The organism is Paraburkholderia ginsengisoli NBRC 100965 (genome assembly GCF_000739735.1).
GTDB lineage: Bacteria > Pseudomonadota > Gammaproteobacteria > Burkholderiales > Burkholderiaceae > Paraburkholderia > Paraburkholderia ginsengisoli.
This window is the reverse complement of the sequence record NZ_BBJF01000012.1, coordinates 49,381-62,720: the sequence shown is the minus strand read 5'-3', so window position 1 is coordinate 62,720 and position 13,340 is coordinate 49,381. Positions and strand designations below refer to the sequence as shown.

General features: G+C 64.3%; 11 protein-coding genes. 1 reads left to right on the top strand and 10 read right to left on the bottom strand.

Features of this window, described 5'->3' with window-relative positions; translation table 11 throughout:
• Positions 1-105: 105 nt before the first annotated feature.
• Positions 106-399: a hypothetical protein gene (locus tag BGI01S_RS20365; protein ID WP_042327815.1), complete on the bottom strand. Its 294-nt coding sequence runs from the start codon at positions 397-399 to the stop codon at positions 106-108.
• An 87-nt stretch (positions 400-486) separates the two neighbouring features.
• Positions 487-1,587: an MraY family glycosyltransferase gene (locus BGI01S_RS20360; protein ID WP_042327814.1), complete on the bottom strand. Its 1,101-nt coding sequence runs from the start codon at positions 1,585-1,587 to the stop codon at positions 487-489.
• A 291-nt stretch (positions 1,588-1,878) separates the two neighbouring features.
• Here BGI01S_RS20360 and BGI01S_RS20355 point away from each other — a divergent pair, with 291 nt between their 5' ends.
• A complete protein-coding gene (locus BGI01S_RS20355; protein WP_042327813.1) occupies positions 1,879-3,444 on the top strand; it encodes a methyl-accepting chemotaxis protein in 1,566 nt (521 codons plus the stop codon).
• 82 nt (positions 3,445-3,526) lie between these two features.
• On the opposite strand, the gene BGI01S_RS20350 is transcribed toward BGI01S_RS20355, so the two are convergent.
• From BGI01S_RS20350 to BGI01S_RS20315, 8 genes are all read right to left on the bottom strand, one after another.
• Complete coding sequence (locus BGI01S_RS20350; RefSeq protein ID WP_042327812.1) at positions 3,527-4,261, bottom strand: ABC transporter ATP-binding protein; 735 nt, start codon at positions 4,259-4,261, stop codon at positions 3,527-3,529.
• Between the two features lie 50 nt (positions 4,262-4,311).
• A complete protein-coding gene (locus tag BGI01S_RS20345; protein WP_042327840.1) occupies positions 4,312-6,261 on the bottom strand; it encodes a branched-chain amino acid ABC transporter ATP-binding protein/permease in 1,950 nt (649 codons plus the stop codon).
• Positions 6,262-6,269: 8 nt separating this feature from the next.
• Positions 6,270-7,145 carry a branched-chain amino acid ABC transporter permease gene (locus BGI01S_RS20340; RefSeq protein ID WP_042327810.1) on the bottom strand — a complete coding sequence of 292 codons (876 nt, stop codon included), beginning with the start codon at positions 7,143-7,145 and terminating at the stop codon, positions 6,270-6,272.
• Between the two features lie 163 nt (positions 7,146-7,308).
• Entirely contained in the window at positions 7,309-8,523 is a 1,215-nt protein-coding gene (locus BGI01S_RS20335; protein ID WP_042327809.1) for an ABC transporter substrate-binding protein, read from the bottom strand.
• A 247-nt stretch (positions 8,524-8,770) separates the two neighbouring features.
• Complete coding sequence (gene galE / locus BGI01S_RS20330) at positions 8,771-9,793, bottom strand: UDP-glucose 4-epimerase GalE (protein WP_042327808.1); 1,023 nt, start codon at positions 9,791-9,793, stop codon at positions 8,771-8,773.
• A 13-nt stretch (positions 9,794-9,806) separates the two neighbouring features.
• Positions 9,807-10,955, bottom strand: a complete 1,149-nt coding sequence (locus tag BGI01S_RS20325) for a glycosyltransferase family 4 protein (RefSeq protein ID WP_042327807.1) — start codon at positions 10,953-10,955, stop codon at positions 9,807-9,809.
• Positions 10,956-11,003: 48 nt separating this feature from the next.
• Positions 11,004-11,834 (bottom strand): glycosyltransferase, encoded by an 831-nt coding sequence (locus BGI01S_RS20320; protein ID WP_042327806.1) that lies wholly within the window; start codon positions 11,832-11,834, stop codon positions 11,004-11,006.
• A complete protein-coding gene (locus BGI01S_RS20315; RefSeq protein WP_042327805.1) occupies positions 11,831-13,093 on the bottom strand; it encodes an oligosaccharide flippase family protein in 1,263 nt (420 codons plus the stop codon). The genes BGI01S_RS20320 and BGI01S_RS20315 overlap by 4 nt, the downstream gene beginning before the upstream one ends.
• Between the last annotated feature and the right edge of the window lie 247 nt (positions 13,094-13,340).

Below are 13,340 nucleotides of genomic sequence, written 5' to 3'. Positions count from 1 at the left end.
GGACCGGGCCGCGCAACGACGGCGGCCTTCCCGCTCAAGCAATAAAAAAGGCGCTTCGGCGCCTTTTTTATTGCAGTCACGTATTCACACCGGGGCCGCGTTCGCTCAGAACCGGCGGCAAGGATTCGGCGCTGTTGTCGTGCCGGCTTTGGTCGCCATCGACATCGCCCCCAGCGCCGCGACCGTTCCCGCAAACTTCAGCAGCTTCATCAGCGGATCGGCGTTCGCGTCGCCTGGCTGCGTCACCTGCCGGCCCGAGTAAGCGGTGCATTCCGGCTGTTCGGTCACGGCCGCCACCGGCCTCGCGCTCCAGGCGATGTTGTCCGACGCCGTGTTGGCGAAAGCGGGCAGACTGGCTGCCAGCAGGCTGATTGCAAATACATGAGCTTTGCACTGCATGCCGGTCTCCTCACGCTGATTATCGGAAACACCACGGCTGCTCCACGCAGCCGCCGCGCTCACGCCAACACAGCGTCGCTTCGCTGCCTAGCGCTTGCCCTTTCTCACCACCATCCACCTCGGCGACTTGAAGCGCACGATGCTCATGTACAGCCACACATAAGTCGCCGCGAACACCATCACGAAACAGAACAGATGCAGCGTATGCCGCCAGAACAATGTTGCGGGCACGACCGCGATCAGGCACAGCAGCCACAGATACGGCGAGGTCAGCGAATTGCGCCGCGTCAGCTCGCGTGCGGTGCGCGTGCCGACCGCCCAGCGCATCAGCCGCTTGTAGACCAGCATGTGCAGATGCACGCCGTCGGGAATGCCCGGCGACATCCCGCGAATGAACTTCTTGCGGTAGATCGAGAAGCAGGTCTCGAAGATCGGATACATGAACAGCAGTACCGGATACCACGCCGACACATCGCGATTGCGCATCACCAGCATGATCGACAGTTCGGCGAGCATGAAGCCGATGAAGTACGCGCCGCCGTCGCCGAGAAAGATCAGCCCCGCCGGGAAATTCCAGATGAAGAAGCCGAGCACCGCGCCCATCATCATGAACGACGCGGACAGCACGATCGGGTCGGACACCTGGAACGCGACATACGCGAGCGACGCGAACATCATGAACGCGACCATCGACGCGAGGCCATTGAAGCCGTCGATGATGTTGATCGCGTTCGCGAGCGCCGCCACCGCCAGCACCGTGACCGCGAACGAGATCACCGCGTACGACAGCAAGAAGTCGAGCGGCGGCACGCTGATGCGCGTGACCGCAATATCGAGCAGGAAGAAGGCGAGCGCGGCGGCCGCCATCGTGCAGACGAGGCGCGCGAGCGGCGACACGCGCTTGGTCAGATCCTCGACGAGACCCGAGCCGAACGCCGGCATCCCGCACGCAATGAGTCCGAGAATGCCGCCCGACACGGCCGGATACGCGCGGTGCAACTGCACGGCCGACACGATCAGCCCGACCAGAATTCCGGTGCCGCCGATGCGCGGCACGGGCCGCACGTGGAATTTCTGCACGCCGGCCAGATCGGTGTCGGTGGAGAATTTTTCATGCAGATGCGCATAGCGCACGATCAACAGCGTGATCAGCAGTGAAACGAGAAAGCCGAGCGCAAAACTAAGCATGAAGGTGAGCCTGAGCGAAGACGGCGAATTATACAAACGAAATCTGCGGCGCCCGGCAGACGGCGCATCGGCAAGAGCGGCGCGCCACGCGCCGCCGATCCCAGATAGTGAGGTTCGCAACGGGCGCAAAGGCGCGCCAGTCATGGATTTCACCTATCCAGCGGGCGCGCCGGGCGGTCGTTAACCTGGATGCGGCGAAGTGTAAGTCCCGCGCAACAGCCGGCAGCCACCGGCGGCGCGTGCGCCTGCCAACCTGTCTCGCCGCGGATCGGCATGACGTTCGGAGACCCAATGCTAAACAACATCACAATTCGTGGCGGCCTGACGCTGGTGATCAGCGTATTCGTCGCTTTCCTTCTGACGGTGATCGGTGTCGGTTACGGCGCGCTCAAGCTCGCCAACAACAGCCTCGACGACACGCAGCGCAGCGCGCTCGCGTTGTCGCATCTGAAGGCCAGTTCCGAGAAGCTGCTGCAGGTGCAGCTTGCGCTCGGCACGTACCAGACGCTGTTCAGCGTCGGCAAGCAGACCGACGATCTGCTGCCGGCCGCGCATAAGGTGCTGGTCGAATCGAACAAGGACTTCCGCAACTACATGGCCGGCCCGTTCGCGAGCGACGCGGAGCGCAAGCTCGCGCAGGGCGTCGAGCAGGCGCGCGCCGCGCTGGTCGACAAGGCGATCGAGCCGGAATTCAAGGCGCTCACCGACTTCGATTTCAACACCTTCCGCAACATTCAGGGCGACACCGCGAACAGCTTGTACGCGACGTACTCGAAGGCGATCGACGCGCTCGAAAACGCCCAGATCGACACCCAGCATCAGCAGGCGGCGACCGGCGCGCAGCGCTTCCAGCTGGCGACGCTGCTGTTCGTCGCGATCGGCGCGATCGCGCTCGTGATCGGCGTGGCGGCGCGCATCGCGTTGTCGGCGGCGCTGATCAAGCCGGTCAACGCGACCGTCAAGCACTTCGAGCGGATCGCCGCCGGCGATCTGACGGTCGCGATCAAGGTCCGCTCGCGCAACGAGATGGGCCAGTTGCTCGGCGCGCTGACGAAGATGCGCGACGGCCTCGTCGAGACCGTCGCGAAGGTGCGCGGCAGCACGACCGCGATCAGCCAGGGCGCGAACGAAATCGCGTCGGGCAACGCGGACCTGTCCGCGCGCACCGAGCAGCAGGCGGCCGCGCTGCAGCAGACGGCGGCGAGCATGGAGCAGTTGTCGGCGACGGTGAAGCAGAACGCGGACAACGCGAAGCAGGCTAACCGGCTCGCGCACGGCGCGCTCGATACGGTCACGCGCGGCGGCACGGTGGTGTCGCGCGTGACTGAAACGATGGACGGCATCAGCGAATCGTCGCGCAAGGTGACGGAGATCATCGGCATGATCGAGGGAATCGCGTTTCAGACCAACATTCTCGCGTTGAACGCGGCGGTGGAAGCGGCGCGCGCCGGCGAACAGGGCCGTGGCTTCGCGGTGGTCGCGTCGGAAGTGCGCAGCCTCGCGCAGCGCTCGGGCGCGGCGGCCAAGGAGATCAAGGAGCTGATCGGCGAATCGGCGGCCAAGGTCGAGGAGGGCGCGTCGCTCGTATCCGACGCGCAGAAGACGATTCACGAAGCGATGAGCGCGGTGGAGCGCGTCACCGGCGTGATGAACGAGATCGAGGCGTCCGCGCTGGAGCAGAGCGACGGCATCGAGCAGGTCAACAAGGCGGTTTCGCAGATCGACGAGGTCACTCAGCACAACGCGGCGCTCGTCGAACAGGCCGCGGCGGCGGCGAAGTCGCTGGAAGAGCAGGCGGCCATTCTGAAGGACGCCGTAGCGGTGTTTCGTCTCGACAAGCTGGCCGCGGTGGCTTGAGCCAGGCGTATGACGTGGCAGGGAAGCGAGTCGGTGACATGCGTCGGTGAAATGACCTGGCGAAGCCAGTCCACCGACACGATCAATGACTCGTGCCCAGATAAGCCGCCTTCACCGACGGATCGTTGCGCAGTTGCGCCGCCGGCCCATGCGCGGCGATCCGGCCGTTCTCCAGCACGTAACCGTAGTCGGCCACATTCAGCGCCGCCGCGGCGAACTGCTCGACCAGCAGCATCGTCACCCCCTGGCTCTTCAGATTCTCGATGATGCGAAACACCTCTTCGACGAGAATCGGCGCGAGCCCCATCGACGGTTCGTCGAGCAGCACCAGCTCCGGGTTCAGCATGATCGCGCGCGCCATCGCCAGCATCTGCTGTTCGCCGCCCGAGAGCGTGCCGGCCAGTTGATGACGCCGCTCCTTCAGACGCGGGAACAGTTCGATCGCGCGCTCCAGATCGGCGTTCACGTCGCCGCGCGGCCGCGCCCACGTGAGGCGCGGGAAAGCGCCGAGAATCAGGTTGTCGGTCACGCTCATCGTCGCAAACACGCGCCGGCCTTCCGGCGAATGCGCAAGGCCGAGCCGCGCGATGCGGTGCGAGTCGAGCGTGTCGATCCGCTTCGCGCTATCGCCGACGCCCATCGTGATCTCGCCGGCGCTTGGGCGGATCATCCCCGAGATCGCGCGCATCGTGGTGGTCTTGCCCGCGCCGTTCGAGCCGATCAGCGTGACGACCGATGCCTTCGGCACGTCGATCGAAATGCCGTGCAGCACTTTGACCTTGCCGTAGCCCGCATGCAGATTTCTGATCGATAGCATGTGTGTTCCTGTGAACCTCAAAACGCGTTCGTGCGACGCAGGTCGTGAAATCAGGCCGCTTGCCCGGCCGCCTGGCCGCCGAGATAAGCCTCGATGACTTTTTCGTTCGACTGGATGTCGGCCGGATTGCCTTCCGCGATCTTCTGCCCGAAGTCGAGCACCGACACGCGGTCGCACACGCTCATCACGACGTCCATGTGATGTTCGATCAGCACGACGGTAATGCCGTGATCGCGCACCTTGCGGATGATCGCGATCAGTTCCTTGATGTCCGGCGCGGTGAGGCCCGCGGCCGGTTCGTCGAGCAGCAGCACTTGCGGATCGAGCGCGAGCGCCCGTGCGATTTCGAGCAGCCGCTGCTTGCCGTAGGGCAGATTGCGCGCTTCTTCGCCGGCCGCGTTCTCCAGCCCGACGAACCGCAGCATGCCGAACGCGCGCTCGCGGGCGGCCTCTTCCTCGCGCCGGTAACGCGCGGTCATCAGTCCGACGTCCGCGAGATTCGCGCGGAACGTGTGATGCAGACCGACCAGCACGTTTTCGAGCGCGGTCATCTCGCCGAATAGCTGCACGTTCTGGAACGTGCGCGCGATGCCCGCCAGCGCGATCTGCGCCGAAGTTTTGCCCGCGAGCGACGTGCCCCGGTAATCCAGCGTGCCGGCGGTCGGCACGTAGATGCCGGTCAGCACGTTCATCATCGTGCTCTTGCCCGAGCCGTTCGGGCCGATCAGTCCGTGAATGGTGCCGCGCTGCACGGTGAGGTCGACGTTGTTGAGCGCCTTCAGGCCGCTGAACTGCATCAGGATGCCGCGCAGTTGCAGGATGTCTTCCGTGCCGCCGGACGGTGCCGCCTGTACCGCCTGAATCGCATCGCCGCCGACCGTCGCGGGCGCGGTGGTGTCGACGGTGACCGTGCGCACGCGGCCATGCAGCACGATCTTGCGCACGAAGCCGACCACGCCGTCCTGCAGGTAATACACGACCAGCAGAATCATCAGGCCGAAGATCGTCAGCCGCCAGTCGGCGAGCGTATCGATGCGGTACGAGAACGCGGCGAGCCCGACCGTGCCGAGCACCGGAATCGCGACCTTGCGCGGCGTCGATACCTTGCGCGCGAGCGCCACGCCCGCGCCGATCACGACCACCGCCGCCAGCACCGACGCGACGATGCGGAACATGTCGATGTCGTCGAGCAGTTTCGGCAGCAGCACGATGATCGCCGAGCCGAGCAGCGCGCCGGTGCGCGTCTTGCGTCCGCCCATGATGATCGCCAGCAGGAACAGGATGGTGAGTTCGAAGTTGTACGTGTTCGGCGAGATGTACTGCTCCGAATACGAGTACAGGCAACCGGCCAGGCCCGCGAAGCCCGCGCTGATCACGAACGCGTAGACCTTGTAGCGATACACCGACACGCCCATGCAGTCCGACGCGATCGGGCTGTCGCGCAGCGCTTCGAACGCGCGGCCCAGATGCGACTTGAGCACGCGATGCACGACGATCAGCGACACCACCAGCAGCGCCGCGACGAGCCAGTAGTATTCGACTTCGTTCATCGGCCGGCCGCCAAGCGACGGCTTCGGAATCTTCACGCCCATCGGCCCGTTGGTCAGGAAATCCATCTCGTTGATGAGAATCTGCAGGATCGTGCCGAACGCGAGCGTGACCATCGCGAGATACGGGCCGGACACGCGCAACGCGGGCAGCGCGAGGATCGCGCCGAAGCCGGCGGTGATCAGGATCGCGAGCGGCGCGGTCACGAAGAACGGCATGCCGAGCTTGAAGAACAGCACGCCCGCCGTGTAAGCGCCGACGCCGAACAGCCCCGCATGGCCGAGCGAAACCTGGCCGGTATAGCCGACCACGATGTCGAGACCGAACAGCAGGATCGCGTAGATCATGATGGTCTCGAACAGATGGATGTAATACGGGTTGCCCGACAACACCGGGAACACCGCGAGCGCAACCAGCGCCACAGCCGACGCAATGAGTTTCTTCAGGTTCACGGCGGGCCTCACACTTTCTTGATCGAGGTCTTGCCGAACAGGCCGGCGGGTTTCAGCGCGAGCACGATCAGCAGCAGCACGAGCCCTGGCACGTCCTTGTAGCCGGTGGAGATGTAGAAGCCCGTGGTGGTCTCCGCGATCCCGAGAATCACGCCGCCGACCACGATGCCCAATCCGCTCGACAGCCCGCCGATGATCGCCACCGCGAACGCCTTGAGCCCGAGCACCGCGCCCATCGTTGCGCCGGTCAGCGTGAGCGGGGCGATCAGCACGCCCGCGAACGCGGCGGTCAGCGACGACAGCGCGTAGGAAAACGTGATCACGAGGCCGGTGTTGATGCCCATCAGCGCGGCGGCGTCGCGGTCGTTCGCGGTGGCCACCACCGCCTTGCCGAAGATCGTCTTGCGGTTGAAGAACTCGACGGCCAGCATCATCACGAGCGCGCCGCCGACCACCAGCAGTTCCATCGGCAGCACGTTCGCGCCGAACACCTTGAGCGGCGCTTCGGGCAGCGGCGACGGGAAGCGCAGATCGTCGCGCCCCCAGACGTTCTCCGCGACGTTCTTGAAGATGATGCCGAGCGCGATGGTCGACATGATCCAGCCGAATTCGGATTTGATCTTGATCGCGGGCCGCACGCCGATGCGTTCGACGAACGCGCCTTGCAACAGACCGAACAGGCAGACGAGCGGAATCATCAGCCAGTAGTTGACGCCGAGTGAGACGAGCGTGAGGCCGACCAGCGCTCCGAGCATCAGCGCGTCGCCCTGGCCGAAGTTCAGCGTGCCGGATGTCGCGAACGTGAGTTGGTAGCCGAATGCGATCACGGCGTAGATCATGCCGAGTGCAATGCCGCTATAGATGAGCTGCAGAAGAATGGCCATCGTCGTGCGCCTTCGTGTTCACCGCTGATGAGGCAAAAGCCGCGCTCGCTATCAGGCGGGCGCGGCTCCCGGAGCATGCTGCCGCGCGTCGTGCGCGCGGGTTTGCCGTGAGACCGGCGCGGGTTGCGCGCCGGGGTTCACGTCGGGTTTGCGTCGGGCCCGCCTAGTTCGACGACGCCTGCTTGGTGCGCAACTGACCGCCGCCCTTGCGATCGGCTTCGTACGCATAGACCACGCGGCCGCCCTTGACCTCGCCGACCACCGGCACGTTCGGACTGATCGCTTCGTGGTCGTCGTGCGTGAACGGCTTGTCGTAGACCATCACGACGCCTTCCACCTTGGTGTTGAGGCTTTCGAGCGCGGCGCGCACCTTCGGGCCGTCGGTCGAGCCGGCCTGGGTGATCGCGGCGGCCAGCAGGTAGATCGAGTCGTAACCTTGCGCGGCCGACACCGGCGAATCGATGCGATTGTTCTTCGGCTTGAATTCCTTCAGGTACGCGTCGATGAACGCCTTGCGTTTGGGCGTATTCGCTTCCTGAATGAAGGTCTGGGGCATGCGCGCGCCTTCGCCGTTGGTGCTCGCGTTGTCGATGTAGTTCGCCATCGAGAGCGTCCAGCTGCCGATCAGCGGCACTTTCCAGCCGAGCTTGGCCATGCCGTTGGCGATCTGCGCGAGCTCAGGGCCGATGCCGTACGTCAGCACCGCTTCAGCGCCGGCCTCCTTGGCCTTGAGCAACTGCGCGGTCATGTCGACGTCCTTGATGTTAAATTTCTCGACGGCGACCGGCTTCACGCCTTTCGCGGCGAGCGCTTTTTCGAGGTCTTCTCGGCCGAGCTGGCCGTAGTTGGTCGAGTCGGCGAGAATCGCGACTTTCTTGAAACCGCGTTTCGTGACGGCTTCGTCGACGATCATCGGCGCCTGAATGCGGTCCGCGGCGGCGTTGCGGAACACGTAGTTGTCGGGCTGATCGGTGAACTGTTTGGTGACGACGCTGCCGGTCGCGACGTTGTTGAAGACCGGGATCTTCGCTTCCTGGAAGAAGCGTTGCGACGCGAGCGCGACGCCGGTGTTGATGTAGCCGACCACCGCGACGACTTTCTCCTTGTTGATCAGCTCTTGCGCGATCTGGACGCCGCGTTCGTTTTTCGCTTCGTCGTCGCGTTCGACCAGCACGATCTGCCGGCCGAGCACGCCGCCGCTCTTGTTGATTTCGGCGGTGGCGAGACGTACGCCGTCGCGCATGCTCACGCCCATCGAAGACGAGCCGCCGGTGAAAGGTCCGTCGACGCCGATCTTGATCGGGTCGGCTGCGTAGCTGACATTAGCGAGGGCGCAAAACGCGAGCGCGCTCACGACGCTCTTCAAGCGAATTCCCATGACTGTCTCCGTAGCATGTCTTATCTTGCACGAAGCCCCGATGCGGCTCCCATGCGCGCCGATCGGACGTTCTTAGGAAGCCTGACCGTCCACCGGTGAGGCAGTATAGAAATCGTAAAGTATTAGTAATATTCGGACTTACCCGCTTGGTGCAATCCCGCAATGGGGATATCGACGGCGGCGGAGTTCGTGTATCGCAACCCGCCAGTTCCGCCGTCGATTTTCACCTACCTTGTTGCCGCGCGCCTCAAGCAAACCCACGCGGATTGCTCGACTGCCAGCGCCAGTGATCCGCACACATCCGTTCGATGCCGAACTGCGCGCGCCAGCCGATGATGTTCTCAGCCGCGGCCGGATCGGCGAAGCACGACGCGACGTCGCCCGGACGGCGCGCGACGATCTCGTACGGCACCGGCTTGCCCGACGCCTTCTCGAACGCGTGCACCACGTCCAGCACGCTATAGCCCTGGCCCGTGCCGAGGTTCACGACGAAGCTCGCATCGCGCTTGACCAGCGCGTCGAGCGCGAGCAGATGCCCGCGCGCCAGATCGACCACGTGGATGTAATCACGCACGCCGGTGCCGTCGGGCGTTTCATAATCGCCGCCGAACACGCGCAGCTTGTCGAGCTTGCCGACCGCCACCTGCGCGACGTACGGCATCAGGTTGTTCGGAATGCCGGCTGGGTCTTCGCCGATCAGCCCGCTCTCGTGCGCGCCGACCGGGTTGAAGTAACGCAGCGTGGCGATGCGCCACGACGGATCGGACAGTTCCAGATCGCGCAGCACCTGCTCGGCGATCAGCTTCGACTGGCCGTACGGATTGGTCGCCGACAGCGGGAACGACTCGTCGATCGGTGAGCTTTTCGGCACGCCGTACACGGTGGCCGACGAACTGAACACGAACTGCCTGACGTTGCGATCGCGCATCACGCCGAGCAGCGTCAGCAGGCTGCCGACGTTGTTGCTGTAGTACTCGATCGGCTTCGCGACCGATTCGCCGACCGCCTTCAGCGCGGCGAAGTGAATCGCGCCCGTGATCGGGTGCGCGTCGAAAATACGGTTGAGCGCGTCGACGTCGCGGGCGTCGTTGTCGTAGAAGGTCACGGCGCGGCCGGTGATTTTTTCCACGCGCCGCAGCGATTCGCGGTTGCTGTTCACGAGATTGTCGATCACCACGACGTCGTAGCCGCCGTTGAGCAGTTCGACACATGTGTGCGAACCGATGAAGCCGGCGCCGCCCGTTACCAGAATCGTGCCCTTCGTGGTCATGCTGTTTGCTCCATTAAAGTAAAACACCCGTCATTTTCTGCACCAGGTCTTTATACGTTTCGACGACAACGCGTTCGTCGAATTCTTGTGCGACTTTCTGCCGGCCGCGCTCGGCCATCGCGCGGCGTTCGGCGTTGCTCATGTCGAGCATGCGCGCGAGTTGCGCGGCGAGGCTTTCCGCGTTGCGCACTTCGCACAGCAAGCCGTTGACCCCGTCGGCCACGACCTCGCGGCAACCCGGCACGTCGGTCGTGACGATCGGCCGGCCCATCGCCGACGCTTCCATCAGCGTGCGCGGCACGCCTTCGCGATACGACGGCAACACGACGCAATCCGCGTCGGCGATGAAGGGCCGCACGTCGTGCGCCTCGCCGAGATACTCGATCACGCCTTCCTTTTCCCACGCCGCCACTTCGTCGCGCGTGAGCGCGCTCGGATTGTCGACGCCGACCGGACCGAGCAGCTGGAACCGCGCGTGCGGATAACGTTCACGCAAACGCCGCGCGGCCTCCACGTATTCGCCGACCCCTTTGTCCCACAGGAGCCGCCCGATCAGCACGAATTTAAAGGTTTGCCGCTCGGGCAACGGTGCGACTGCGAACTGTTCCAGATCGACACCTTCGCCGTGCAGTAGCCGCGCCCGCTCAGGATGCACCAACAAATTCTGCTCGACAAACGCGGCCTGGTCGTCGCGATTCAGAAACCAGATTTCGCGCGGGAAGCGGAACGCAAAACGATACAGTTTTTTCGCCACCTGCGCGGCGCGGCTCTGCTGGATGAACACGTAGCCGAGCCCGGTCGTCACCGCGACCGACTGCACGCCCGCGAGCTTCGCGGCGATCGAGCCGTAAATGTTCGGCTTGATTGTGTAGTGGAACACCACGTGCGGACGAATGATTCGGTATTGCCGGTAGAGCGCGAGCAGCGTGCGCAGATCGTCGCGCGGATTGGTGCCTTTGGACGCGACCGGCAGTTCGATGCAGCGACAGCCCATCGCGGTGAGCAGTTCGAACGTGCGGTCGCGCGGCGCGAGCACCGTCACGTCGACGCCGCGTCCGACCAGCATGCGGATCAGCCCTTGCCGATAGGTATGGATGGCCCAGGCGGTGTTGCAGACGAGTGTGATGCGCAGCGCGGGCGTCGACTTCAGGACAGGCTTCATGCGGAACGGGCTCGGCGGTGAATGGGGCGGTGTGGGGCGGCGGATGCTTCAGTGGTTCGCGCGCGGCGCGAGCAGCACGCGTTTGACCCGTTGCAGCGCGCGATACGGCGTGACCAGATGCAGAAAATTTTTCGCGAGGCCGAGCCAGTCGCACGGATTGGCGACGTTGAAGTAGCGCAACTGCAAACGCATTGTCGACGTGATCTGACGGCGCCGTTTGGTCGCGCTGATACCGCCTTCGTTCAGCTCGTAGTAGAGCCCGAGTTCCGGCAGGTTCGCGCAGTCGTAGCGTTCCATCAGACGTACGAACAGATCGAGGTCTTCGGCGGAACGATAGTCGGCGCGGTAGTTGCCGACCGCGCGCACGGCGTCGACGCGCAGCATCATCGACGGATGCGCGAGGCACGAGCGCAGGAAACGTTGACGGCGGATCACGTCCGGCGCGGCGGGCGGCATCAGCATGAAGAGGGGTTCGCCCGCGCGCGTGACGACCTGGGTCCACATGCCGAGGCCGGCCACGTGCGGATGCGATTCCATGAACGCGCGCTGCTTCGCGAGCCGTTGCGGCACGCTGCGGTCGCCCGCGTCGATTCGCGCGGCATAGCGGAAGCCGCGCTGTGCGAGCGCGTCGATACCGGTTTGCAACGCACGTTCGATGCCACCGTTCTCCGGCATGCGCAGCACTTCGATACGCAGGTTGGGCAGCGCCGGCGCGACGATTGGCGGCGTGCTGCCGTCGTCGATGATCAATACGTGAACCAGCGCACTTTCATCGAACGACGCAAGCGTTAGATTCACGTCGGCCTGGCCGTTGTACGCGGGCATCAGCACCGCGACATCGTCCAGAGCAATCTGCGCGTTGGCGGATGGGTTCGTCATGGGCGCAATTTGAAACGGATGTAATAAAGATTGACCGACGCGGCCGCCAGATAACCCGCCGCGAGGCCGACCAGCGCGCCGTAAGCGCCGAGCCGCGGGATCGCCAGCAGATTCACGGCGAACGCGACGGCCAGCGCGAGCAGCCATTTGGACAGCAGCACGAACTTGGCTTGGTACTTCAACACGATAAGATTGCCGATCGCTTCGATGCCGGCGGGTACGGACAACCACACGGCCCAGCGGAAGATGTCGATGGCGCCTTCGAAGTCCGGCCCGAACACGCGGCGAATGATGAAGCCGGCGAGCAGGTCGAGCACGAATGCGCCGCTCACCATCAACGCGGCGGTCAGCGCGGTGAGGCGCCACACGTTGCGGCGCAGTTGCGCGGCGTCCTGCACGCGGTAGATGAAAGCCGGCGCGATGGTCTGCGCGAGCATCAGCGCGAGCGTGATCCAGTTTTCGTTCAACTGCTGCGCGGCGGAGTAGCGTCCGAGATCAGCGAAGGAGATCGCGCGTTCGAGCATCAGGCGGTCGAGTTTCAGGAACAGGTACATACCGATCAGGCCGAGCCAGAACACCGTGCCGGCGCTCGCGAAATGCCGGAACAGCGAGCGGTCGAAACGCCAGCCGAGCTGGCCGCCGTGGCGGCGCATGAAGTAGATCAGCAGCACTGCGCCGATCGCCGCGGATTCGAGCGCCCACAGCCAGCCGAAGCGTGCGGGCGCGGCGGCGGCGCGAACCAGCAGGTAGACGCAGCCGGCTTTGAGCACGGCCGTGCTCATGCTGGTGAGCAACTGTGGCTTGCTGTAGGTCATGCTTTGCAGCCACGCGTTGATTACGCCGACGAACGGCTCGCGAAACAGCATCGTCACCGCAAGGCCGGCGAGCATTGCGCCGACGAGCGGTTCGAACAGATGCAGCGCGATGCCGAGCCAGGTGAGCAGCAGCGCCACGATCGACACGGTGATGCGCAACGCGAACGCGCTGCCGAGCACCGTGCCGAGTTGGGCGGGAGGGCGGTTGACGATGGTGGGCACGAGGATTTCCGCGCCGCACACCCAGGTGATCGGCGAGAGCACCAGCAGCAATGTGTTCGCGTATTGCCACTTGCCGAACACGTCGGGCCCGAAGTAACGCGCCAGCATGCCGCTGATCGCGATGGCCACGCCGATCTGCGTGAGTCGTTCGAGTCCGAGCCAGACGATATTCGTGAACGCGCGGGTGACGTCGGGATTGGCGAAGCGTTTGAGCGTCAGCATCCGGTGGCCGCTTGCCGGTGCGCGTATGCGGATTGCACAGCGTCAATGTGCGCGTTCGCCCACCCGGCCGACAGTCGCGGCAACTTTACAAACGGAGGGCGTCTAAGCATTAGAATGGCGTAATTCAGGCGGGTCAGAAAAACGCAATTATAAGTTGGAACCGGATCGCTTCCGGCAAGGGCGCACCGCAGCGTTTTATCGCTACTTTTCATCACTCGTTTCATCGCCAGTTTTACCGATGGTCAGC

What these genes read in the sequence shown, in the direction of transcription:
- BGI01S_RS20365 (WP_042327815.1), bottom strand. Translation starts at nt 399, where the DNA reads ATGCAGTGCAAAGCTCATGTATTTGCAATCAGCCTGCTGGCAGCCAGT.
- BGI01S_RS20360 (WP_042327814.1), bottom strand. Translation starts at nt 1,587, where the DNA reads ATGCTTAGTTTTGCGCTCGGCTTTCTCGTTTCACTGCTGATCACGCTG.
- BGI01S_RS20355 (WP_042327813.1), top strand. Translation starts at nt 1,879, where the DNA reads ATGCTAAACAACATCACAATTCGTGGCGGCCTGACGCTGGTGATCAGC.
- BGI01S_RS20350 (WP_042327812.1), bottom strand. Translation starts at nt 4,261, where the DNA reads ATGCTATCGATCAGAAATCTGCATGCGGGCTACGGCAAGGTCAAAGTG.
- BGI01S_RS20340 (WP_042327810.1), bottom strand. Translation starts at nt 7,145, where the DNA reads ATGGCCATTCTTCTGCAGCTCATCTATAGCGGCATTGCACTCGGCATG.
- BGI01S_RS20335 (WP_042327809.1), bottom strand. Translation starts at nt 8,523, where the DNA reads ATGGGAATTCGCTTGAAGAGCGTCGTGAGCGCGCTCGCGTTTTGCGCC.
- galE (WP_042327808.1), bottom strand. Translation starts at nt 9,793, where the DNA reads ATGACCACGAAGGGCACGATTCTGGTAACGGGCGGCGCCGGCTTCATC.
- BGI01S_RS20325 (WP_042327807.1), bottom strand. Translation starts at nt 10,955, where the DNA reads ATGAAGCCTGTCCTGAAGTCGACGCCCGCGCTGCGCATCACACTCGTC.
- BGI01S_RS20320 (WP_042327806.1), bottom strand. Translation starts at nt 11,834, where the DNA reads ATGACGAACCCATCCGCCAACGCGCAGATTGCTCTGGACGATGTCGCG.
- BGI01S_RS20315 (WP_042327805.1), bottom strand. Translation starts at nt 13,093, where the DNA reads ATGCTGACGCTCAAACGCTTCGCCAATCCCGACGTCACCCGCGCGTTC.